We start from the raw sequence: 23,244 nt of genomic DNA, 5'->3' as shown, positions 1-23,244 counted from the left end.
CATCTACAGAACCTACGGCGAGGTGAATCGATTCCACGCCGTTTCGGGGACCCTACCGTTGGACAATAGGGCGCATGGAGCCGGATCCGGAACTCGTCGACTTCGCCACCCGACTGTTCGGCCACGCCCGCGCCGGGCAGACCGCCGAACTGGTCGCCTACGTCGACGCGGGCGTGCCGGTCGACCTGCACAACGACAACGGCGACACCCTGCTCATGCTGGCCGCCTACCACGGCCACGCCGACACGGTGCGGGCCCTGCTCGACCGGGGCGCCGACCCCGGCCGGCCCAACGACAAGGGGCAGCTGCCCATGGCCGGGGCCGTGTTCAAGAAAAACCACGACGTCGTCAGGGCCCTGTTCGAGGCGGGCGCCGACCCCCACGCCGGCCGGCCGTCGGCCGCCGACACCGCGCGGATGTTCGGCGACACGACCGCCCTGGAGATCTTCGGCGAGGCCTAGAGCGAGTCGGAGATCTCCAGCTCGCCCAGCGCCACCGCGATGGTGTCCTCCAGCGACAGGGCCTGCCCGGCCAGGAACAGCCGGTCGAACTCGTGGTTGCCCAGGGTCTCGCGGCACTCCTTGATCGTGCGCTTGAAGTCGTCGCTCAGGAAGGGCGAGCCCAGCTGGGCCAGGCCCGAGGCCCGCCAGTTCTGCTCCGAGGCGCCCAGCAGGTAGGCCGCGTGGGCGACCTCGCCCGACGAGGCGGCGTGGCGGGCCATCGTCTCGAGGCACAGCAGCACGCCGGGTACGTCGTGGAAGTGCCGCTTGATGCGCAGCGCCTCCCGGGCGCTGGTCTTGACCTGGTCGTGCCGCCCGGTCTCGATCTCCAGCAGGGCCTGGATCCAGACCGCGTACGAGCGGATCCACAACTCGCCCCGCTCGTTGCAGATCTTCAGGCAGTCCTGGACGAGGGTCTCGGCCTCCATGTAGTCGCCCTGGTAGGTGAGCACGAGGGCGAGCTCCGCGACCGCCGGGAGCAGGCCCGGGTTGAGCTCCCGGCCGCTCTTGTGGAACTCGATCGCCACGCCGAGCAGCGCGGTGGCCCGCTTGAAGTCGCCCTTCAGCATCGCGCTGGTGCCGAGCATCTTGGTCGCGAAGATCACCGCGCCCGAGTCGCCGACCTCCAGCGCCTCCGAGGAGCACTTCTCGGCCGCCTCGGTCGCGCCGTCGTGGTCGCCCTGCATGTTGCAGACGTAGGCGAGCGTCCACAACGCCCGGCAGCGTTCCTTGCTGGCCTGCCGCGACTCCCGCAGGGCGCGTTCGAGATAGTGGCGGCCCTCGCGCATGAAGCCGCAGGCCACCCACATGAACCAGAGCGACGACAGCAGTTCGAGGCCGATCCGGTGCTCGCCCGGCAGCGACAGGCAGAAGTCGACGGCCGTGCGGACGTTGTCGTGCTCCTGGCGCATCCGGACGAACCAGTGCACCTGACGCGGGCCCGACCAGGCGTGCTCGCCGCGTTCGGCCAGCTGGAGGTAGTAGTCGCGGTGGCGGCGGCGCAGGTTGTCGGTCTCGCCGAGCTTGTCGAGCCACTCTTCGCCGTACTGGCGCAGGGTGTCGATCAGCCGGTAGCGCTGGCCCGACACGGTGTTGTAGCTGAGCAGCACCGACTTGTCGACCAGGCCGGTGATGACGTCCATGATGCGGTCGGGCGGCAGCGTGTCGCCGGCGCAGACGTAGCGCGCGGCGTCGAGCTCGAAGTCGCCCGCGAAGACCGACAACCGCGCCCACAGCAGGCGCTCGGCCGGTTCGCACAACTCGTGGCTCCAGCCGATCGCGGCGCGGAGGGTCTGGTGGCGGGGTAACGCGGTGCGCGAGGCGCCCGCCAGCAGCGAGAACCGGTCGGTCAGCAGCCCGAGGATCTGGTCGACCGACAGGGCCCGCAGCCGGACCGCCGCGAGCTCGATCGCCAGCGGGATGCCGTCGAGCCGCACGCACAACTCGGCGACCGACGTGACGTTGTTCTCCTCGATCGAGAAGTCGGGCACCACGGCCGTGGCCCGCTGCCGGAACAGCTCGACGGCGTCGTTGTGGTAGGGCGACTCGGCCGGGTCGTCGCCCGGCACCGGCAGCGGCGGGATCGGGATGACCGACTCGCCGGCCGCGTTGAGCGACCGCCGGCTGGTGGCCAGCACCTTCAGGTTGGGGTTGCGGCTCTGCAGGTCTTCGATCAGCTCGGCGCACGCGTCGACCATGTGCTCGCACGTGTCGAGGATCAGCAGCACGGTGCGGTCGCCCAGCCAGTCGGCCAGGGAGTCGCCGCTGGTGCGGCTCGACTGGTCGGCCAGGCCCAGCGCGGTGCGGACGGTGTGGTGGAGCATCGACGGGTCCTGGAGGCGGGCCAGGTCGACGTACCAGATGCCGTCGTCGAACTGCGGGCGCAGCTGATGGGCGACCCGCAGGGCGGTGCGGGTCTTCCCGACGCCGCCGATCCCGGTCACGGTGACCAGGCGCGACTGCTGGATGCGCTGTCTGATCTGGGTCAGGAGCCGCGACCGACCGACGAAGCTCGTGAGCTCCGCGGGAAGATTGCCGTCTCTCCGCCAACCTGCTGGGGTCGCCATGCCGCCTCACGGGGGTGTCGCGTTCCGGCTTGCACCTGCTCCGGCATCGTACCTTTGATGTCATTTGCCGGTGGGAGCGTGGTGGAGATACCTCATCCCGCGCCCGCGCTTCGCTAGGCTTGCTGGCATGTCAGAGCCGCAGCCCGATGAACTGCGCCCGGTCGACCTGTCCGACGACGGCCTGCCGGTGCTCCCCGACCAGACCATCGACGACACCGATCACGGGTGGGGCGAGTGGCGGGAGTCCGACGACGACGCCCGCCTCCTCGAAGACCGCCCGCCCCACTGGTGATCACCCCTGGTGATCACCGGGCGCCCAGCTGGTCCCACCACCACGTGATGGCGGGCAGCGGCAGCGGGTCGAGACGGTCGTCGCTGGCCCGCTCCTTCCACGTGCCCGGCATCGTGACCGGATCGGCCGCGATCCGGTCGGTCGGGTTGCGCGGGTCGAGGTAGCGGCCGGTGCTCATCGCCCAGGCCAGATAGCCCCTGATCCACTCGCCCAGGCCGTAGACGTACCGGTCGAGCTCGGGCGAGGCGTCGGCGCGCACCTCGTCGGCGACCCGCAGGAACAGGGTCATCACCCGGTCGCGCATGCGAACGGCCTCGGCCGAGGCCGCCTCGACCGACCGGCCGCCCGAGGTCAGCACGCTCACCAGGTTCTGGATCTGCGGGTAGCCGTAGCGGTGCTGCCGGTACGACTCCTTGTTGAAGGAGATCAGGTCGTTGTCCCAGGCGATGATCGCGTTGGCCATCTCGGTGAGCGCCCGTACCCTCGAGTCGGCCATGTCATCGGCGCTGACCTCGTAGCCCGCGCTGATGTCCACGAACATCACGCTGGCGCCGCACGCGCTGGCGTTGAGCCACATGGTCACGTAGTCGTCGACCGGGGGGATCCGCCCCTCCAGCCGGTTGGCCGTCTCCCAGATCAGCCCGAACAGGTACTTGCGCTGCTCCTCGACCCAGCGCGCGAGCTGGACCGGGGTGGCGGTCCGCTCCATCCGTAACCGGATGTCGCGCAGCCCCTCGGCCCACGGGTCGTCGGTGAGGATCCTCGCGGTCGGCGCCTCGACGATCCGCGTCAGCTTGCTGACGAACTGCACGAAGGCGTCGAGCGACATCTCGTGGACACGTTCGTCGCAGTACATGTCGTCGAAGGTGAACAACCAGAAGACGTAGTCGGCGGCGAGGCGCAGCCCTTCGCCGCGTCCGTGCGGCAGGGCGAGGGCGGCGCAGTGCCCGATGCGCTGGGCGGCGAGGTACTGCCGTTGTTCCGGGGAGCGGAAGAGACCGAAGTCGTCCATCCACTGCACTGTGGCACGGTCCACAGCGTCGGCTTCAGGGGAGATGGCGTAGGGGAAGGGGCAGTAGAAGGAGGGGACATCCAACCGGGGCGACGAAACGACACTGGTCACGAGCAGGTCCTTCCGATTCGTCTGGCCGGGCGCGACAAAAGTGAACCGGCAATGGCACGGTCCCAGGGGCGCAGGAGTTTTCGGCCCGGTGCGTTGTGTGGGCGTGATTGCGCTTAATTAAAGCGTCCGAGCTTAATTGAGCCTTTTGTCCCATCGATTCCTACACGAAATCGGAGACCTGTCAATGTCAGGAAACGACGTCCTTACGGCGGAACCGGCGGAACGCGAAGGCCAGCAGGACGGCCGCGTACGTGACCGCGATCGCGGCGCCCTTGATCATGCCACTGTAGTCGGGGACCGGGGCCAGGGCGTCGAGCCAGGCGGTGTTCCAGAAGGTCGGCAGGAACTCCCGCAGGCCGCCCAGGGCCTCCACCGCCTGCAGGATCGTGCTGACGATGACCAGGCCGACCGCGCCGCCGACCGCGCCCAGCGGCGAGTCGGTGCTCACCGAGAGCAGGAACGCCAGTGATGCGACGACCAGGTTGGTCACCATGGCGTACAGGATGACGATTCCGAATTTCGGCAGCACGTCCATGGCCGCGATGACCTCACCCGTGCCGGGCACCCGCACGTCGTTCCAGCCGAACGCCAGCGTGCCCGCCAGCACCGCCATCACCGGCACCACCGTGACGGCGGCGGCCGAGTAGGCGAGCGCGACGATCAGCTTCTGCCGCAGCAGGCGGTCGCGCGGGATCGGCGCGGCCAGCAGATAACGCAGCGACGACCAGTTGGCCTCGCTCGCCACGGTGTCGCCGCAGAACAGCGCCACCGCGACCATCAGCAGGAAGCTCGCCGACACCGACAGCGCGAACGCGGCGAAGTTGAGGCCGCCCTCCATGGCGAGGTCGGAGATCCGCAGGCCGTTGCCGCCCCGGTTGTTGTTCGGGCCGAACTGGAAGGCGATCACCAGGATCCACGGCAGCGCCGCGAGCAGCCCGAACATGACCATCGTGCGCCGGCGGCGGAACTGGCGGACGAACTCGACCCGCAGCGGGAGGGTGCGCCCGGGCGCGTAGCCGGTCGCGGTCATGCCTTTTCTCCGATCAGGTCGAGGAACACGTCCTCCAGGCGGGTGGAGCCGTTGAGTTCGCCGCGGCGCAGCAGCTCGGCGACCGGACCGGCCGAGACCAGCCGGCCCCGGTGCATGACGACGGCGTGGCTGCACGTCTGCTCGACCTCGCCGAGCAGGTGGCTGGACACGATGACGGTCCGGCCCTCGGTGGCGTACGCCTTCAGCACCCGCCGCATCTCGGCGATCTGGGGCGGGTCGAGCCCGTTGGTGGGTTCGTCGAGCACGAGCAGGTCGGGCAGGCCCAGCATGGCCTGCGCGATGGCCAGCCGCTGCCGCATGCCCTGGGAGTAGGTGCGGACGGCGCGCTCGACGGCGGCGCCCAGACCGGCGATCTCCAGCGCCTCCTCGAAGTGGGCGTCGGCGGCGGGACGGCCGGTCGCCTGCCAGTAGAGCGTGAGGTTGTCGCGGCCCGACAGGTGCGGCAGGAAGCCCGCGCCCTCGACGAACGAGCCCAGCCGCGCCAACACCGGCGAGCCCGGCACGACCTTCTCGCCGAAGATGCGGATCTCGCCGCCGTCGGGGTGGATGAGGCCCATCATCATCCGCATCGTGGTCGTCTTGCCCGCGCCGTTGGGCCCGAGCAGGCCGAGGACCTGGCCCTTCTCGACGCGGAACGACAGGTCGTCGACGGCCTTGTGGCCGTTCGCGTAGCGCTTGGCCAGGCCGGTGATCTCCAGCGGCACCTCGGCCAGCGCCGGGTCGGGCGCGATCTCCGCGCGGCGCCGGCGTCCGGTCAGCAGGATCACCGCCGCCGCCAGCACCGACGCGAGCGGGAACGCCCACGTCCACCAGGCGGGCCCCTGCGCGGGGGCGGCCAGCCCGGCGTCGACCGGCATGGTCAGCGTGGTGGAGCCCAGGCCGATCTTGTGCACGCTCGGCTGCGCCGGGAGCGCGTAGGCCATGTCGGTCGTGGTGATCGCCAGGCGCAGCACGTGACCGGCCTCGACGCGGCGGTCGATCGCCGGGAGGGCGATCTTGACCGGCGTGCCCGCCGGGGTCGCGGTGACGCGCAGCGGCGCGGCCAGGCCGCCGGGCAGCACCGCGAGCTGGCCGGAGGCGGCGTCGTAGAGCTTGGCGAAGAGGGTGACCTCGCCCTCGCCGTACACCTTGATCTCGGCGGTCGGCGAACCGGTCACGGTGAGCGCGGTGTCGAGCGGGCGGGTCTGGAAGAGGGCGACCTGGCCGGGCAGGTCGAGCGAGGCGCCCGCCGAGCCGCCGCCGCCCGCGCCGCCGCCGAGCAGGCCGCTCAGGCCGGGCACCGACGAGATCGCGGCCGGGCTGCCGCCGGGCGGGGTGGCCACCTCCTGGTCGGGGCCGAGCAGGTCGAGCGCGGTCGTCACGGTGCCGCCGAGCCCGGCGTAGGCGGGGCCCTCGGCGTGCAGCAGGACGTTCTGCCGGGTTCCGGGGTCGCGGCCGCCGTCGCGGGAGACGGTGAACGCCTGGCCGGTGGCCGCGCCGTCCTTCTTCAGGTGGGCGTCGAACCAGTTGAGGGTCTGGGCGAAGACGAAGTCGTTCTCGGCGTCGCCGCCGTCGTGGCCTCCGGCGATCCAGACGACCTCGACCGGGGCGCCGGTGGCGGCGATGGCCTTGGCGTTGAGGTCGGCGTGGCCGAGCGGGAACAACGAGTCGCGCTGCCCCTGGATGATCAGCGACGGGACCTTGATCCTGCCCTGGACCGAGACGGGGCTCGACCTGCGCAGCAGGTCGATCGCCTCGGGCGTGGCCTTCCCGGTGGCCGCGATCTGCTGGTAGACGGTGCAGATCGCGGGCAGGAACCGCCCGCACTGCGCCTGGTCGGGGGTGACCTCGGCCGGGGCGGGCTGCCCGGCCGAGCCGGTCAGCAGCCGGGCCAGCCCGTCGGCCTGCGAGGCGGGGTTGAGCCCCGACCCGCCGGCGCTGAAGAAGATCCCGGCCCACATCTTCTTGAACACGCCCGCGGCCGGACCGGCCCCCGATGACTCGGGGAACAGGGCGTCGGCCAGGTCGTACCAGGTGATCGAGGGCGCGATGGCGTCGACGCGGGGATCGTGGGCGGCGGTCATCAGCGCGATCGCGCCGCCGTAGGAACCGCCCGCCATGCCGACCCGCGGGTCACCGGCGGCGTCGAGCAGCACCTCGGGCTTCTTCGCCAGCCAGTCGATGAGCTGCCGGACGTCCTTGACCTCGTAGTCGGGCGAGTTGAGCGCGATCTCGCCGGTCGAGCGCCCGAACCCGCGCGCCGACCAGGTGAGCACCGCGTACCCCTGCTCGGCCAGCTGCCCGGCCTGGTCGCGGACACTGTCCTTGCTTCCGCCGAACCCGTGCCCGAGCAGCACCGCCGGCGCCCTGCCCCCGCCCTCGGGCGGGAAGTAGGCGGCGTCGATCAGCACCTTTTGGTCGTCGGCCGGGCCGTCGACGACGGGGATGACCACGTCCTGGCCCTGGGGCGGCCCGTCGGAGGGCCAGGCGATCCAGATGATCCCGGCGATGGCCACGAGCACGGCGGCGAGCACGGCGAGGCCGCGCCGGCCCCCGCGAAACGTCATATCGCGAGACTATCGGCGCTCGCTGAGAGTCCGCTGAGGACCCGGTACGTGCCGGGCGCCGCCTGCCAGCCCTTTTCGGTCCAGCTCTCGACCGCGCGCCTCGGGATCTCGACGGTGACCGAAACCGTCTGGCCCGCGTCGGCCTCGCACGTCGTGAAGGCGGCCAGCCAGCGGGCCGGGCGGTCGCCCGGGTCGTCGGGGGCCAGGTAGACCTGCACGACCTCGCGTCCGGGCCGGTCGCCGGTGTTGGTGAGGGTGACGGTCACGGTCAGGCCGTCGACGGCGATCTGGTCGTACGACCACGTCGTGTAGCCCAGGCCGTGGCCGAACGGGAAGGCGGGGGCGGTGTCGTGGCGGTCCCAGGCGCGGTAGCCGATGAAGCGGCCCTCGTCGTAGGCGAGCACTCCGCCGACGGGTGTGACGTCGGTCACGGGGCAGTCGGCGAGGGCGGCGGGCCAGGTGGTCGGCAGGCGGCCGCCCGGTTCGGCGGCGCCGGTCAGCACGTCGGCCAGGGCGTGGCCGCCCTCCTGGCCGGGGAACCACGTCAGCAGGATCGCGGCGACCTCCTCCCGCCACGGCATCTCGACCGGCGACCCGGCGTTGACCACGACGACGGTGCGCGGGTTGGCGGCGGCGACCCTGGCGACGAGTTCGTCCTGGCGGCCGGGGAGCCGCAGCGACGTGCGGTCGAAGCCCTCGCTCTCGACCTCCTTGGAGGTGCCGACCACGACGACGGCCACGTCGGCCTCGCGGGCCGCCGCGACGGCCTCGGAGATCATCCGGCCGGTGGTGGGCCTCGGCGGGCGGTGGCAGAGGGAGAAGCCGACGTAGGGCTGGTGGGCCGGGGCGGGCGTGACGGTGTGGACCAGGCTGACGACGACCGGTCCGGGCAGGTCGGCGAGCACCTGGTGCTGCGGCGGGAGGAAGAAGACGTTCATGGGGTCGGCGCCGTCCGGGCGGACCACGCCGTCGAACAACGTCTGGCCGTCGGCCTCCAGGGTGAAGCGGCCGGCGCCCTCGACGGCCAGGGTGTTCCAGCCGGGGGCCGCGTCCAGGACGCCGCTGATCTCGACGGTGCGCAGCTCCTCGTAGGGGACGGGCACGTCGCCGAGCCAGACGAGCGCGCCGTCGCGGAGGGGGAACTCGCCGAGCACGCGCCCGGCGGCGTCGCGCGCGGTGGCGGTGGCCGCCATCACGGCGGGGGCGATGCGGTCGCTCGCGTCGGCGCCCCGGCTGTAGGCGACGTCGACCCCGGCGGCGGTGAGGCCGTCGAGCGGCGAGACGGCGTGCTCGGGGAAGACCAGGGCGCTCCCGCCGCCCAGGATCCGGGGGTCGGCGGCCAGGCCGCCGATCAGCGCGACCTTCGCCGAGGGCGCGAGCGGCAGCACCCCGTCGTTGACGAGCAGCGTGGCCGACCGCGCCGCGACCTCGCGGGCGAGCGCCACCCCGTCGGGCGACGCGCGCTCCGACAGGTCGACGCGGTCGTGCAGCTCCCGGAGCCTGGCCACCTTCCGGTCGAGCAGCTCCTCCGGTACGAGCCCCTCCAGCACCCCCCTGACCAGCGGCTCCCCGTAGACGCTGGCCGGTCCCGGCATGGCCAGGTCGAGCCCGCCCAGCGCGCACCCGACGGCGTCGCGGGCGGCCGTCCAGTCGGAGATCACGACCCCGTCGAAGCCCCACTCGCCGCGCAGCACGCCCTCGATCAGCTCGGTGTGCTCGCACATCGGCACCCCGTTCACGCGGTTGTAGGCCGCCATCACCCCCCACGGCCGCGCCGTGCGCACGACGTGCTCGAAGGGGGCCAGGTAGAGCTCGCGGAGGGTGCGCTCGTCGACCCGGACGTCCACGCTCATCCGGTCGGTCTCCGAGTCGTTGGCCACGAAGTGCTTCACCGTCACGCCGACCCCGCCCGACTGCACCCCGGCCACGTACGCCGCCCCGATCTCCCCGGTCAGCAGCGGGTCCTCAGAGAAGCACTCGAAGTGGCGGCCGCCCACGGGGGTGCGGTGCAGGTTGACCGTCGGCGCGAGCAGCACGTGCACGCCCTTGCGGCGGCACTCGGCGGCCAGCAGTTCGCCCACGCGGCGGGCGAGCGAGACGTCCCAGGTGGCGGCGAGGGCGGTCGGCGAGGGCAGCGCGACGGCCGGGTCGCCGGCCATCCAGCGGGCGCCGCGCACCCCGATCGGGCCGTCCGAGGTCACCAGCGACGGCAGGCCGATCTCGGGCGCGGCGGGGAGCGTCCACATGTCCTGCCCGCCGAGAAGGGCGGCTTTGCGATCGAGGTCCATTGAGCTACCTCATCTCTTGATTGCGCCGTGAGTAAAGGGAACGGCATCATTTCGCGCGTGGTGACTGGAACGATGCTCACGCGGGTGCCCCGCCAGGTCGTGGCCTGGGGCCTGCCCCTCTGGTCGCGTGGCCTGCCCGGCCGCCCGACGCCCCCCGACCTCTTCCGGGTGCTCTACACGGCCTGGATCGTGGCGTTCTGCCTCAAAGTGCTCGGCGCGTCCTGGGACGTGTCGTGGCATTTCCGCTGGTTGCGCGACGATCTCGCGCCGCCCCATCTGATCAACACGGTCGGCACGATGATCGTGGTCGGCCTGACGATCGTGCACTGGTACACCGGCTACGGCGTCGACAAGGCGGCCCAGCGGCTGATCCTGTGGGGGACCGGCACCTTCCTGGTGGCCGTCCCGCTCGACCTGATCAACCACCGGATCAACGGCCTCGACGTCACCGCGTGGAGCCCGTCGCACGCGTTGTTGTTCATCGGCACCGCGTTCATGATCGCCGGAGTGATCCGGGGCTGGTACGTCGGCGCGGCCCCGGGCCGGCGGCGGACCGTCGTGCTGGCGGCGTTCTTCGGCTTCTTCCTGGAGAACGCGATCTTCCCGAGCGAGCACCAGGAGTACGGCGTGCTGGGCCTCGCCGCCTGGTTGCGCGGTGAGCCCGAGGCCGACACGGAACTGCTGAACTTCGCCGCCGCCCAGCTCGAGCGGCCGGTCGACACGATCGCGGTGCAGAACTTCGCGCTGCCGGTGCCCGACCAGGTCTACTCGCTCTGGGCGGTGATCGTCGGGATGGCGATCCTGGTGGCGGCGCGGCTGGCGACCCGCCACCGGTTCACCGCCACCTTCATCGCGGCCGGATACCTGGCCTTCCGGATGGTGATCTGGCCGCTGCTCGTCGGCGTCGGCTTCCCGGGTTCGGCGATCCCGTTCTTCCTGCTCCTCGGGGCGATCTGCGTCGACCTGGCGTTCCTGGTGCCCGTGCTCTACGCGCGGGTGGCCGTGGGGGCGCTGCTCGTCACCGGGGGCGTGTTCGGCGGGCTCTGGCTCCAGGACGCCTACCTGGTCGCGCCGCCGTACGCCCCCTGGGCGTGGCCCTACGCGATCGGCGGGCTCGCGGTGGCGTGGCTCGTCGTCGAGCTCGTGGGCCGGCGGATCAGCCGCCCGTCCGCGTGATGACGACGGCCACGCCGTAGGCGAGGCCCAGCACGGTCAGCTCGACCGCCGCCCAGGCCGCGAACGCGGTCGGGCGGCGGGCGACCACCCCGGGCAGCAGCCGGAACCGGATGTTGGCGCCCAGCAGGGCGATCACCCCGGCCAGCAGGCCCTTCACGAGCACCAGCACGCCGTAGTCGGTCGTCACCAGCGAGGCGGGGAACGGCACGGCGGGGGAGAGCAGCAGCTCCACGATCCCGCTGAACAGGCCCGACGCGGCGACCACGAGCAGCGCCCAGGTGGCCAGCCGTGAGAACCGCGGCAGCGTGCGGCCGAGCAGTTCGCGGTCGGCGGCCAGCAGCAGCGCCACCGCCAGCAGCCCGCCGGTCCACAGGGCCGCGCCGATGACGTGCAGCTCCATCGCGACCATGCTCAGGTCGTGCCAGTACCAGTTCGTGGCGTGCCCGGTCACCGGCAGCGGCAGCAGCCCGAACACGGCCGCGCCGACCCGCAGCTCGGCGGGCACCTTCTCGCCGAACCTGACGGCGAACATGCCGATGGCCGCGCTCAGCGTGGCCGCCGCCGCGCTCACCACGAGCCCCTGCCCCGAGCCGATCGCGTCGACGAACAGCGGGACGTCGGGGAACCGGTCGGGCATCACCTCGGCGGCGCTCAGCAACGTCGAGACGAGCGCCGCGAACGCCCACACGACGGCCGAGTAGACCGCCCACCGCCGCGCCCGCGAGGCCGCCGGTTCGGTGGCCTCGGGATGGTCGAACCCGAGCAGCTTCGGCAAGAGGCTGAGACCGACGGTGACGAGCGCGGCGACATCCAGGACCAATCGGGCCACCGGCAGCCCGAACTCGACCCAGGGGCCCGCTGTGGGCAGCCCGAAGGGCGGTTCGGGGAGGGTGGCCCACGTGGCCACCACGACGGCGGTCAGTCCGGCGCCGATCAGCCCCGCCAGGGGGAGGGCGCGCAGCCGCCGGTCGACGGCGGCGGGACGGGAGGCGAGCAGGGTCATGCGAGGGTCCGGTCGTGGGCGGGGGGCGTCGAGCCGGCGCGGCGCGGGCGCGACTCGTGGCGGTGCAGCACCCAGGTCGACAGGGCCAGCAGCAGCAGGGCGAAGACCAGCAGGCCCCAGACCCAGCCGCCGCCCGAGGCGGCCGGGATCGGGGCGGCCACCGCGCCGGGCGCGGGCGCCAGCGTCGCCGCGGCCCCCGTCGGGGTGCCGGCTCCATTCGGGGTGTACGTGAACCGGATCGTCCCGGTCACCGGGTGGCCGTCGTTGGAGACGATCTGCCAGCCGATGACGTACACGCCCCCGGAGGGAAGGGGTTTCACCGTCGCGGTCACGACCTCGTCGCGGACCGTCAGGCCGGCCTCGTAACGCCCGCCGTCGGGGCCCGTCAGCGCGAGTTTGGCGAAGTCGGGGCGGACCGGCTGGTCGAAGGTCAGCGTGACCCGGTCGAGCCGGGAGACGGTCGCGCCGTCGGCGGGGTCGCTGCCCTTCAGGACGTTGTGGGCCGACGCCGGGAGCGGCAGCAGCAGGGCCGCCAGGAGCACCAGCGGGACGGTGAGAAATCGCACGATTGGCAGGGTAAGCCCGGGCCGCGTGAGCGTCACCTTTCTCACGCGGCCCGGACGCCTCGGCGGGCAGAGTCGTTCCGCCCCGATGACCGTGAACCTAAGCCGCGTGATCAGGTGAGTCAATGTCTTCTTTTAAGAAAGTTTACTGATAGTACTGCTTTAAGCCGCTCTTAAGCCGCGCTTATCCGGGATAGGTGAACAGGTGGCCGCACATGCCGTCACGCGGCTCGCCCGACGCCTCCTGGATGCGGGCCTCGCGCAGGTAGTCGTAGTCGCCCCGGCGCAGCGACGCCAGCTGCTTCTCGGTGTCCTCGACGGCCTTGAGCGGGCCCTCGCGCCACAGGTCCTCGAAGTCGTCGAGCCGGTCGCCGACGATCCGCACGGCGTGCTCCAGGAACTTCTCGAAGCCGGGCCGGCCCGCCTCCTTGAGCTGCCGGAAACCCTCTAAAGCCAGATCGCGCCGCCAGCGGGGAGCCATGCCGGCGGCCCGGTTGTAGTCGCCGCTCAGCACCGCGTTGGGGAAGGTGAACACCGCGTCGCCCGCCTCGGGCAGCCCGCTGTTCTGCATCACCACCACGATCTTCAACCCGCCGTCGTTCACCAGCCGGTGCACGGTGCCCGGCGTGAACCACACCACCGCCCCCGGCACGAGCGGGGTCTCGTGGTAGCCCTCCCAGGTCAGGGTCTGCACCGACCCGCTGCCCGCCACCACGACGTAGGCCTCGGCGCACAACGTGTGCAGGTGGGGGGAGCCCCCGCACCTGCCGTCGGCCCCGGGCCAGTCGTAGACACTCAGGGCGGTGACGCCTATGCCGAACATGCGTGCTCCTTAACGTACGCGACCAGCCGGGACCGGTCCCAGGCCCCCGAGCAGACGACGACGCGGTAGCCAAGCCGCATGCTCTCTCCAGGCGGCAGGTTAACAATCTCGTCGAACGCGATCGAGGGGTTGACCGCCGCGAACGGCGTCGTCCGCACGAACCACGTCACCGGGACGGGGGACTGGAAGAGCAGCGTCGACGACCGGTCGACGCCGTCGTGGCGGCCGGCGTAGGCCAGCCACCGGGAGGTGCGGCCCATCATCTCCGGGCCCTCACCCGTCTCGGCGAGCACCTCACCGTGCTCGAAGGAGCGCGGGCCGCGCCAGAACAGGCCGCAGTAGCCCGCCATCGGGCGGCCGTTGGTGCTCGGGCTGCCGAACACCAGATCGGCCCCCCGGACGTTGCGGAGCGTCGTGGCGAACTCCAGCGCCCACGAGTCGTCCTCGACGTCGGTCACCCGGAACTCGCGCAGCTCGTCGATCCAGTGCTCGCCGTCCCGGGTGTGCCAGCTGAGCCGCTGGACGCCCGGGCGCTCGAAGCCGTCGTGCCGGATCGTGCCGGTGTTGGGCAGGTCGACGTAGCCCGCCCTCTCGCGGACGTAGGTGCCGCCGCCCCAGAAGTTCTGCCCCGACAGGTCGGAGACCGTCATGGCCAGGCCCTTGTGCCACCGGTGGTCGTGCGGGCGGAAGGCGCTTACCAGATCGCCGTCGAGCGTCCTGATCGGGTGGAAGTAGGGCTTGGGCGACTCGAAGACGTCGGAGGCGCGGTCGTCGTAGACGTAGCGCAGGATCTCCACGCCGCGTTCGTCGTAGATCAGCTCGTCCATGCACCGCCGTCCAGCCGGTGGTAGAAGGGGTCGTCGGGGGTCAGTTCGGCGCGGGTCACCGGGCGCCGGCGGTGGGCCGAGGCGTAGATGCCGGTCGCCAGCTCCAGGGCCTGGCGGCCCTGGCGGGCGCTCATGGGCGGGCGCTCGTCCTTCTGGTAGGCGTCGAGCAGCGCGCTCAGCTGGGCCGCGTGGGAGCTGGGGCGGTCGTCGGGCGGACTCCACAGGTCGGTCGTGGCGGTCCAGTTCTCGTTGCGGTAGCCGTACAGGTGACGGAGTTCCACGGTCGCGCCGGTGAAGTCGAAGCGCAGGTAGCTCTCCTCGCGCCGCGACAGCAGGCTGGTCACGACGGAGGCCAGCGCGCCGGTGGTGAAACGGACCGTGGCCATGGCGACGTCCTCGTACTCGACGTCGCGGTCGAGGGTCGCGGTCGTCGCGCTCACCTCGGCCCAGTCGCCCAGGATCGAGAGCATCACGTCGATCTGATGGATCGCGTGGCCGACCGTCGGGCCGCCGCCCTCGGTCCGGAACCGGCCCCGCCACGGGACCGTGAAGTAGTCGTGGTCGCGGAACCAGGTCGTCACGCACTGGGCGACCAGCGGGCGGCCCAGCAGGGGCGCGATCTCCTTCAGGTGGAGGGCGCCGGAGCCGAAGCGGTGCTGCGAGACCACGGAGGCGTAGCCGGGCCCCTCGGCGGCGGTGATGGCGTCCCACTCCGCAAGTGAACGACATGCGGGCTTCTCGATCCACACCCAAGCGCCCGATTTGAGACACTCGATCGCCTGGACGGCGTGCATCCCGGGCGGCGTGCACAGGTGCACCAGGTCGGGACGGGCCCGCTGGAGCAGCTCCGACACCGACGAATAGGCGTGCGGCACGCCGTGCTCGCGGGCGAACCGCCAGGCCCGGCCCAGGTCCACGTCGGCGACCGCGACCACCTCGGCGCGATGGGCCTCCGCCCGCAGCGCCGGAAGATGGCATGCGCCGGCGATCCCGCCGGTCCCGACGACGGCGACCCGGATCATCCGGCCATCCCTTCCAGTTGTGACCCGCGCGGGCGCCCACGCTCCCAGGGGCGCCCGCGCGGGCGTCTCACCTCACGACGAGCGTCGTGAGCGATCAGGACCGGGGTTCCGTCCGGACGACGTCGAGACGTTCGGAAACCCGGTTACCGAAAGTTTCAAAAGATTACCGAGACTTTTCGTTGCGGGTAACGTAAAGGCTGCACACGGCGCTCGTCAACGCCGTGAGTCGGAAAAGAGTCAGAGAACCCATCCGACGAGCCAGGCGGCGAAGACGAGTCCGGTCGCCGCGGGCAGGATGAGCACGCCCGGCGCGCGCTCCCGGAAGGCCGCCACGACCGACAGGCCCGCCGACACGACCGCCAGGGGGCTCGTCCAGAAGATGATCGGCGGGATGCCGACGGCGAAGGACACCTCGTCGTCCACCGTCAGCACGCTCCAGGCCGCCACCGCGCAGAAGAGCACGCCGGCGATCCCGGCCAGCAGGGTCAGCAGCCCGTCGCGCCGCACCGTGAGCCCGCCGCCGACGACCTGGAGGAGCGACAGCAGCGCGAAGGCGCCGAGCGGCGCCAGCACCCACGGCGCCCCCACGGCCGTGTAGGCGGCCCCGGTGAAGTGCACCGAGCCCGGGTCGATCATCGCCCGGGGGGCGACGGCGGCGTCGCAGGGCGCCGGCGCGGCCGGGTCGGCCAGGAACGCGGTGATCGTCCGGCGGCCGCAGTCGCTGCTGAGGAACACCCCGTGGCCGACGCCGGCGAACTCCTGGAACCGCGCGCCCGGCAGGTTCTCGGTCGCCTGGGCCGCCGCCGCAGAGGGGGTGATGGGGTCGTCCTGGCCGGCCAGGATCAGGACCGGCGCCTGGGTGATCGCGCCCTCCTCGCCCGAGGGGGGCAGCCGCCACTCCGCGCACACCGTCGCGTCGTTGTCGGCGGTGAACAGGCGGCGGTCGGCGAAGGTGTTGGCGGGCGTCTCGTCCTGGCACTGCACGGCGTAGTAGAGGCCCCACTCGTGGCTGGTCAGCGCGCCGCCCGCGGCGTCGACGAGCGGCTGCAGCAGGTCGGTGTGGCCGCCGGCCAGGCCCTCGACCAGCGCCGGCAGGATCGGCACCGCCTCGGGGTCGGCGAACGACTCCGCCAGCAGGGTGGCGACGTCGTCGCCGGTGAGCCGGACCATGACGCGGCGGCGGGTGAGCGGGTCGCGGGTGGCGAGGGTGACCGGATTGGCGTTGATGTTCCGCACCGCCACGTCGAACCGGGCGGTCACGCCTAGGCGGTCGAGGGTGCTCCGCAGGGCGCCCATCGCCTGGTCGTACCAGGGGAGGCGCTCGGGCAGGTAGGAGTCGAGCACCAGCGACCTGGCGCCGTCGGGGTCCATCGCGGCGGCCAGCAGCATCGCGCGGGTGGAGTAGCTGACGCCGAACAGGGTCCACTTGTCGTAGCCGAGCGAGCGGCGCAGCTCGACCACGTCGGCGGCGATCTCCTGGGTGCGGTAGCCCCGCAGGTCCACCGTCAGCCGCGCCTTGCACGTGCGGGCCGCCAGGCCCATCGCCCCGTTGGGGGCGGGCGCGGGCGTGGCCGTGATCGGCATCGTGACCGGCGGGGGGCTGGGGCTCGCCGCGACGGCGGCGGGGGGCGCGAGGTCCTTCAGGACGCCGTCGACGATCTCAGGGCATTCCAGGCGCGGCTCGGACCATCGCCCGCCGCGCTGCTCGATGACCACGACGTCGCGGTCGGGCGCGATCGAGGTGATCAGCTCGGTCAGCGGGATCGACGCCGAACCCGGGCCGCCGCTCATGAAGACGACCGGCTCGCCGACCGGATTCGCCGCCTTGCGGATCGCGTAGCCGACCTTGATCGTGTCGCTCTGGTAGGCGTCGCGCCGCTCGGGGACCAGCAGATAGCCGCACGTGGTGCCCGCGGGCACGGCGACGGGACAGGGTCGCTCCTCCATGTCCGCCCGCGCCCGTGCGGACGCGGGCGCTGAAAGTCCCATGAGCGTGACGGAAGCCGCGATCAGGCTCACCGCCGTCTTCCATCCGGGCACCCGTCAACCTCACTGCCAAATCCGCACTTGATGGGGGATCGCACGCGATTTCACGTGATCTCCGCCCGGACCACGGCAGAACCCTAGCGGCAAGGGCCGAGTAACAGCTCCACAACGGCCGTTGATCCCGTGGAAAACGCGATGTAACCTCCCTGCCATCAAGGGAAACTATCGGAATTTCATCGAAAGTTTCTTGGAGTCCATTCCCGGGACGGAAGGAACCACCGATATGTCGCTGACACGACGCGCAGTGGTGACGGCGGCTGCCGCCGCGCTGTTACTCGCAGGCTGCGGATCCGGAGCCGAGGAAACGCCCGCGCCCGGCGGGGGGCAGGCGGCGCAGGAGAAGGTCGTCATCGACTGGTGGCACATTCAGAACATCGAGCCCATGCTGCCGGTTTGGGACGCGATGGCCAAGGAGTACATGGCCGCCCACCCGAACGTGACGATCAACATCAACCCGCTGGAGAACGAGGCCTTCAAGGCCAAGATGACCACGGTGGCGCAGTCGGGTGAAGGCCCCGACATCTACCAGACGTGGGGCGGCGGCGTGCTCCAGCAGCAGGCCGACGGCGGCATCGCCAAGGACATCACCGCCGACATCGCCGACTGGTCGGGCACCTTCAACCCGGCCGCCCTGGCGGCGTACCAGCTGGGCGGCAAGACCTACGGCGTCCCGTACGACATCGGCATGGTCGGCTTCTGGTACAACAAGGACCTCTTCAAGAAGGCCGGGATCGAGCAGCCGCCCGCGACCTGGACCGAGTTCCTCGACGCGGTCAACAAGCTGAAGGCCGCCAACATCACCCCGATCGCCCTGGCGGGCAAGGCCAAGTGGCCGGGCCACTACTACTGGACCTACCTCGCGATGCGGATCGCCGGTCTGCCCGCGCTCCAGGAGGCGGCGACCGCCAAGTCGTTCGAGAACCCCGACTTCATCGCCGCGGGTCAGAAGCTCAAGGAACTGGCCGACCTCAAGCCGTTCCAGAACGGCTTCCTGGGCGCCCCCTACGACACCCCCGACGGCCAGGCCGCCGCGATGGGCGGCGGCAAGGCCGCCATGGAGCTGATGGGCCAGTGGGCCCCGACCGTCCAGAAGGACACCGCCGGCGACCTCGGCGAGGCGCTCGGCTTCTTCCCCTTCCCCTCGGTCGAGGGCGGCAAGGGCGCGGCGACCGAGGCGCTCGGCGGCGGCGGCGGCTTCGCCGTCGGCGTGGACGCGCCGAAGGAGGCCACCGACTTCCTGAAGTTCATCCTGTCGGCCGACAACGCCCGCAAGGAGATCGCCACCGGCGCCCTGCTGCCCGTTGTCAAGGGCACCGAGGACGCCGTCACCGACCCCCGCGGCAAGATGGTCGTCGACGTGCTGGCCAAGGCGACCGGCTTCCAGCTCTACCTCGACCAGGCCTACCCGCCGGCCGTCGGCGCGCAGGTCAACGACAGCGTGGCCGAGCTGATCGCCGGGACCAAGTCGCCGGAAGAAGTGGTCAAGGCCATCACCGAGACCGCGCAGTCGGAGTAGTCGCGGCGTGAAGACGACGAAAGGACCGGAGAGCGCCGTCACGGCCTCTCCGGTCCCGCGACGCTTGGTCCCCCCGCCCCAGCCCCGCCCGAGCAAGAACCGGGGCAAGGCGCGGAAGCGGATCACCATCATCCTGTTCCTTCTCCCCGGCGTCATCCTGTTCTCGCTGCTGGTGCTGGCGCCGATCCTGCTGGCGATGTACTCCAGCGTGTTCAAGTGGAACGGCTTCGGCCTGCTGCCGACGAACTTCGTCGGGCTGGACAACTTCACCCGGCTGCTGGACAACGAGATCTTCCTCGGCGACCTGCGGCGCGGCGCGCTCCTGATCGTGTTGTCGCTGGTGGTGCAGCTGCCGCTGGCCCTGGCCATCGCGCTGCTGCTGAACCAGAAGATGCGCCTGCGGGCCCTCTACCGGCTGCTGTTCTTCGCGCCGTACGTGCTCAGCGAGGTCATCGCGGCCGTGCTGTTCAGCATGCTGCTCTCGCCGGAGCGCGGGCTGGCCAACGAGGTGCTCGGCTTCCTGGGACTCGGGTCGTCGAGCTTCCTGTCCGAGCCCGAGACGGTCATGTTCTCGCTGTTCATCGTCATCACGTGGAAGTACTTCGGGTTCTACGTGATCCTCTACCTGGCCGGCCGGCAGAGCATCCCCAAGGAGCTCACCGAGGCGGCCCAGATCGACGGCTGCGGCCCCTGGCACGTGTTCCGCTACGTGACGCTGCCGCTGCTCGGCCCGACGATCCGGATCACGATCTTCCTGTCCGTGATCGGCACCATCCAGCTCTTCGACCTGGTGTACGTGCTGACAGGGGGCGGCCCCGTGCACGCGTCGGAGACGCTCGGCGTGACGATGTACGACATCGGCTTCAACCGCTTCCAGGTCGGTTACGCAAGCGCGATCAGCGTGGTGATGTTCCTGCTCAGCCTGGTCTTCGCCATCGGCTACCAGCGGTTCGTGCTCAAGCGCGACCTCGACGGGGCCACCACGACCATGGGAGGTGGCCGCAGATGAGCGTCCACGCGCGGGAACGCCGGAGCACGCCGGCCAGGATCGTCCGGCCGATCGCCCTGCACACGATCGTCATCGTCATCGGCGTGTTCATCATGGTGCCGATCGTGTACGGCATCCTGGGCGGCTTCAAGGACAACCCGCAGCTGGCCAACAACCCGATCGGCCTGCCGGCACCGTGGGTACCTGAGAACTACACGAACGTGCTGGCCTCGTCGGACTTCTGGCGGCAGGTCTTCAACAGCTCCCTGATCGCGCTCAGCACGGCGCTGGTCACGGTCGCGGTCTCGGCGCTGGCGGCGTTCGTGTTCGCGCGGTTCGCCTTCCGGGGGCGGGAGCTGCTGTTCACCATCTTCGCGGCCGGGCTGATGTTCCCGTTCGCGGTGGCGATCCTGCCGCTGTTCATCATCCTTCGGTTCTTCGGCCTGCTGAACAACCCGCTCGGGGTGATCCTGCCCCAGGCCGCCTTCGGCCTGGCGCTGACGATCATCATCCTGCGGTCGTTCTTCCGGTCGATCCCGCACGAGGTGGAGGAGGCCGCCATCCTCGACGGCTGCTCGCCGTTCGGGTTCTTCTGGCGGATCCTGCTGCCGATGGCCCGCCCCGCGCTGGCCACGGTGTCGGTGCTGGCCGTCGTCAACAGCTGGAACAACTTCTTCCTGCCGCTGGTGGTCTTCAACGACAAGGTGTGGTGGACGCTCCCCGTGGGCGTGCAGCAGTTCAGCGGCCAGTATTCGGCCGACACCGCCAAGATCCTCGCGTACGTGGTCCTGGCGATGATCCCCGCGCTGGCCTTCTACGCGGTCGCCGAGCGGCAGCTCATCGGCGGCCTCACTGCGGGGGCGACGAAAGGGTGATCGGCGTCGTGCTCTCGCGGACCACCAGATCGGTGGCCAGCTCGACCCGGCGGGCCTCGGGGTGTTCCCCGCGGCCCATCGCCAGCACCATCCGGGTGGCCAGCGCGGCCATGTCCTGGAGCGGCTGGCGGACCGTGGTGAGCGGCGGCCAGGCCGACTGGGCCAGCGGCAGGTCGTCGAAGCCGACCACGCTGAGGTCCTCGGGCACGCGCAGCCCGCGCTGCCGGGCCGCCTCGAACACCCCGAACGCCTGCATGTCGCTGCCGGCGAAGATGGCCGTCGGACGGTCGGGCAGCGACAGCAGGGCATGACCGTGGTCGTGGCCGGCGTCGGCGAGGAAGCTGCCGTAGCGGATCAGGCCCGGCTCGACGGGCACCCCGGCGGTCTCCAGGGCGGCGCGGTAGCCGTCTATGCGGGCCCGGCTGCACAACATGTCGGCCGGGCCGCCGATCATCCCGATCCGGCGGTGGCCGAGCTCCAGCAGATGGCGGGTGGCGGCCAGGCCGCCGTGCCAGTTGGTGGCGCCGACGGAGGCGACGCCACCGGCCGGCTCGCCCTCGGGGTCGACCACCACGAAGGGCATCGAGCGGGCCGCCAGCTGGTTCTGCAGACCGGCCGACAGCCGCGAGGCGACGACGACGACGCCGTCGGTGCGGCGGGCGGCGATGCGCTCCAGCCAGTCGCGGCCCGGCCCGGCGTGGGTGTGCAGGACCGAGATGACCACGCTGGCCTCGGCCTCGCGGGCGGCCGTCTCGGCGCCCCGCACGATCTCCATGGCCCAGGGGCTCTCGATCTCGGCGAACACGAGGTCGATCAGCCCCACGGGGCCGTCGCCGGGGCTGACCCGGCGCTGGTAGCCGTGTTTGTGCAGCAGTCGTTCCACCCGCTGCCGGGTCTCCGGCGCGACTTCTGGGCGGCCGTTGATGACCTTGGACACCGTGGGGACCGACACACCCGCCTCTTGGGCGATTACGGCGATCGTCACCCGCCTTTTCGCTGGCATGGCCGGAAGTGTATCCGAAAGGTTTCGGGTACGCGTACCAGGGGTGTCATTCCCGGTGGTAGCGCTCCCAGCACTTTGTTGACGGTCCGCGAGCTGGATATCTATGCTGCGGCTTGCGAAATATTCGGTAACAGTCCGAAACTTTCAAGGGGAAGCGATGCCCGACCTGCGCGTGTCCGGATCTCACCTCGTCGACCCGTCCGGGCGTCCGGTGCGCCTTCGTGGCGTCGGGCTCGGCGGCTGGCTCAACATGGAGAACTTCATCACCGGCTACTCGGCCAACGAGTCGTCCATGCGGTCGGCCGTCCGGGAGGTCCTCGGTGAGGAGCGTTCGGAGCTGTTCTTCGACCGCCTGCTGACCTCGTTCTTCGGCCCCGAGGACGCCGACCTCTTACGGGACCTGGGCATGAACTGCGTCCGGATCCCGGTCAACTACCACCACTTCGAGTCGGACGACCGGCCGTTCGAGATCATCGAACACGGCTTCCGCCACCTCGACCGGGTCATCGGCCTGCTGGGCGAACGCGGCATCTACAGCGTCATCGACCTGCACGCCCTGCCGGGCAGCCAGAACCAGCACTGGCACTCCGACAACCCCACCCACATCGCCAACTTCTGGAACTACCGCCAGTTCCAGGACCGCGCGGTGCACCTGTGGGAGGCCATGGCCGACCGCTACAAGGACAACCCGTGGGTGGCCGGCTACAACCCCATCAACGAGCCCGGCGACGTGCACGGGCGGGTCGTCGGCCCCTACTACGACCGCCTGGTCAAGGCGATCCGCGCGGTCGACCCCGGCCACGTGCTGTTCCTCGACGGCAACACCTACTCGACCGACTTCTCGATCTTCCGCGAGGTGTACGAGAACACGGTCTTCGTCTGCCACGACTACGCCCTGGCCGGGTTCGCGCACGGCGGCCCCTACCCCGGCGAGACACGCGGCGAATGGGTCGACCGCTCGACCCTGGAGGCCACCTTCGAGAAGCGCACGGTGTTCCAGCGCGAGACCGGCACCCCGATCTGGGTGGGCGAGTTCGGCCCCGTCTACACCGGAAACGCCGACGTCGACGCGCAGCGCTACCAGATCCTGCGCGACCAGCTGGAGATCTTCGACGCGCATTCGGCGGGGTGGTCGCTGTGGACGTACAAGGACGTCGGTCTCCAGGGACTCGTGACGGCCGGTGAACCTTACATCGGCGTCTTCGGCGATTTCATCGCCAAGAAGGGCCGTCTCGGGGCCGACCGGTGGGGTTCGACCATGGAGGAGAGCACGGCGGAACTGACGCCGCTGCACCAGCTCATGGAGACCGAGTTCCCCTCCTGGGACCCCTACCCCTGGGGCGCCCGCTACCAGATCGACGACCTCATCCGGCACATCCTCATCGCCCAGGCGCTCGTCCCCGAGTACGCGGAGGTGTTCCGCGGCCGCTCCGACGACGAACTGCTGGCCCTGGCCGACTCCTTCGCCCTGGCCTCGTGCGCCCGGCGCCGGCCCCTGCTCGACCTGCTCCACGAGAACCTGCACTAGGAGACCCC

At 71.0% G+C, this 23,244-nt stretch carries 19 protein-coding genes; 7 read left to right on the top strand and 12 right to left on the bottom strand.

What is annotated here, in order from left to right; all coding sequences use genetic code 11:
- Positions 1 to 74: 74 nt before the first annotated feature.
- Positions 75 to 461 (top strand): ankyrin repeat domain-containing protein, encoded by a 387-nt coding sequence (locus tag AW271_RS08225; protein WP_062334348.1) that lies wholly within the window; start codon positions 75 to 77, stop codon positions 459 to 461.
- Here AW271_RS08225 and AW271_RS08220 read toward each other — a convergent pair.
- Positions 458 to 2,566 carry an ATP-binding protein gene (locus tag AW271_RS08220; protein WP_062334345.1) on the bottom strand — a complete coding sequence of 703 codons (2,109 nt, stop codon included), beginning with the start codon at positions 2,564 to 2,566 and terminating at the stop codon, positions 458 to 460. The two genes, AW271_RS08225 and AW271_RS08220, sit on opposite strands and share 4 nt — an antisense overlap.
- 127 nt (positions 2,567 to 2,693) lie before the next feature.
- Between AW271_RS08220 and AW271_RS40595 the strand changes: the two genes are divergently transcribed.
- Positions 2,694 to 2,858 (top strand): hypothetical protein, encoded by a 165-nt coding sequence (locus tag AW271_RS40595; RefSeq protein ID WP_169806296.1) that lies wholly within the window; start codon positions 2,694 to 2,696, stop codon positions 2,856 to 2,858.
- A 13-nt stretch (positions 2,859 to 2,871) separates the two neighbouring features.
- Here the strand turns inward: AW271_RS40595 and AW271_RS08215 are convergent, their stop codons facing one another.
- From AW271_RS08215 to AW271_RS08200, 4 genes are all read right to left on the bottom strand, one after another.
- Positions 2,872 to 3,870 carry a terpene synthase family protein gene (locus AW271_RS08215; RefSeq protein ID WP_062334342.1) on the bottom strand — a complete coding sequence of 333 codons (999 nt, stop codon included), beginning with the start codon at positions 3,868 to 3,870 and terminating at the stop codon, positions 2,872 to 2,874.
- Between the two features lie 298 nt (positions 3,871 to 4,168).
- Complete coding sequence (locus AW271_RS08210) at positions 4,169 to 5,011, bottom strand: ABC transporter permease (RefSeq protein ID WP_062334339.1); 843 nt, start codon at positions 5,009 to 5,011, stop codon at positions 4,169 to 4,171.
- Complete coding sequence (locus AW271_RS08205) at positions 5,008 to 7,578, bottom strand: alpha/beta fold hydrolase (RefSeq protein WP_062334337.1); 2,571 nt, start codon at positions 7,576 to 7,578, stop codon at positions 5,008 to 5,010. Before AW271_RS08205 ends, AW271_RS08210 begins: the two co-directional genes overlap by 4 nt.
- Positions 7,575 to 9,866: a beta-glucosidase family protein gene (locus tag AW271_RS08200; protein WP_083976300.1), complete on the bottom strand. Its 2,292-nt coding sequence runs from the start codon at positions 9,864 to 9,866 to the stop codon at positions 7,575 to 7,577. The genes AW271_RS08205 and AW271_RS08200 overlap by 4 nt, the downstream gene beginning before the upstream one ends.
- 57 nt (positions 9,867 to 9,923) lie before the next feature.
- Here AW271_RS08200 and AW271_RS08195 point away from each other — a divergent pair, with 57 nt between their 5' ends.
- Complete coding sequence (locus AW271_RS08195; protein WP_245652985.1) at positions 9,924 to 11,042, top strand: hypothetical protein; 1,119 nt, start codon at positions 9,924 to 9,926, stop codon at positions 11,040 to 11,042.
- On the opposite strand, the gene AW271_RS08190 is transcribed toward AW271_RS08195, so the two are convergent.
- The 6 genes from AW271_RS08190 to AW271_RS08165 all read right to left on the bottom strand — a co-directional run bounded on the left by AW271_RS08190 (position 11,023) and on the right by AW271_RS08165 (position 17,269).
- Positions 11,023 to 12,045 (bottom strand): CopD family protein, encoded by a 1,023-nt coding sequence (locus tag AW271_RS08190; RefSeq protein ID WP_062334335.1) that lies wholly within the window; start codon positions 12,043 to 12,045, stop codon positions 11,023 to 11,025. The genes AW271_RS08195 and AW271_RS08190 overlap by 20 nt on opposite strands.
- A complete protein-coding gene (locus AW271_RS08185) occupies positions 12,042 to 12,611 on the bottom strand; it encodes a copper resistance CopC family protein (protein ID WP_062334332.1) in 570 nt (189 codons plus the stop codon). Before AW271_RS08185 ends, AW271_RS08190 begins: the two co-directional genes overlap by 4 nt.
- A gap of 181 nt (positions 12,612 to 12,792) precedes the next feature.
- Positions 12,793 to 13,431, bottom strand: coding sequence for a cupin domain-containing protein (locus AW271_RS08180; protein WP_062334330.1), 639 nt, complete (start codon positions 13,429 to 13,431; stop codon positions 12,793 to 12,795).
- Positions 13,419 to 14,258 carry a DUF6807 domain-containing protein gene (locus AW271_RS08175; RefSeq protein ID WP_062334327.1) on the bottom strand — a complete coding sequence of 280 codons (840 nt, stop codon included), beginning with the start codon at positions 14,256 to 14,258 and terminating at the stop codon, positions 13,419 to 13,421. Before AW271_RS08175 ends, AW271_RS08180 begins: the two co-directional genes overlap by 13 nt.
- Positions 14,246 to 15,280, bottom strand: a complete 1,035-nt coding sequence (locus AW271_RS08170) for a Gfo/Idh/MocA family protein (protein ID WP_062334325.1) — start codon at positions 15,278 to 15,280, stop codon at positions 14,246 to 14,248. The genes AW271_RS08175 and AW271_RS08170 overlap by 13 nt, the downstream gene beginning before the upstream one ends.
- 237 nt (positions 15,281 to 15,517) lie before the next feature.
- Positions 15,518 to 17,269, bottom strand: coding sequence for an alpha/beta fold hydrolase (locus tag AW271_RS08165; protein ID WP_157553964.1), 1,752 nt, complete (start codon positions 17,267 to 17,269; stop codon positions 15,518 to 15,520).
- 280 nt (positions 17,270 to 17,549) lie between these two features.
- On the opposite strand from AW271_RS08165, the gene AW271_RS08160 reads away from it, so the two are divergent.
- From AW271_RS08160 to AW271_RS08150, 3 genes are read left to right on the top strand one after another with little or no spacing between them, the layout of a single operon-like run.
- Positions 17,550 to 18,842 (top strand): extracellular solute-binding protein, encoded by a 1,293-nt coding sequence (locus AW271_RS08160; protein WP_062334318.1) that lies wholly within the window; start codon positions 17,550 to 17,552, stop codon positions 18,840 to 18,842.
- Between the two features lie 7 nt (positions 18,843 to 18,849).
- Positions 18,850 to 19,851: a carbohydrate ABC transporter permease gene (locus tag AW271_RS08155; RefSeq protein ID WP_062334315.1), complete on the top strand. Its 1,002-nt coding sequence runs from the start codon at positions 18,850 to 18,852 to the stop codon at positions 19,849 to 19,851.
- Complete coding sequence (locus tag AW271_RS08150) at positions 19,848 to 20,705, top strand: carbohydrate ABC transporter permease (RefSeq protein WP_062334312.1); 858 nt, start codon at positions 19,848 to 19,850, stop codon at positions 20,703 to 20,705. Before AW271_RS08155 ends, AW271_RS08150 begins: the two co-directional genes overlap by 4 nt.
- Here AW271_RS08150 and AW271_RS08145 read toward each other — a convergent pair.
- Positions 20,680 to 21,708, bottom strand: a complete 1,029-nt coding sequence (locus tag AW271_RS08145) for a LacI family DNA-binding transcriptional regulator (protein WP_030454448.1) — start codon at positions 21,706 to 21,708, stop codon at positions 20,680 to 20,682. The genes AW271_RS08150 and AW271_RS08145 overlap by 26 nt on opposite strands.
- A gap of 157 nt (positions 21,709 to 21,865) precedes the next feature.
- Between AW271_RS08145 and AW271_RS08140 the strand changes: the two genes are divergently transcribed.
- The gene (locus AW271_RS08140) at positions 21,866 to 23,236 is read left to right on the top strand and encodes a glycoside hydrolase family 5 protein (protein ID WP_062334309.1); all 1,371 of its coding nucleotides are present in this window, start codon (positions 21,866 to 21,868) and stop codon (positions 23,234 to 23,236) included.
- The last annotated feature ends 8 nt before the right edge of the window (positions 23,237 to 23,244 follow it).

The organism is Herbidospora sakaeratensis, from assembly GCF_001570525.1.
Classification (GTDB): Bacteria; Actinomycetota; Actinomycetes; order Streptosporangiales; family Streptosporangiaceae; genus Herbidospora; species Herbidospora sakaeratensis.
This window is presented reverse-complemented; position numbering and strand designations above follow the sequence as displayed.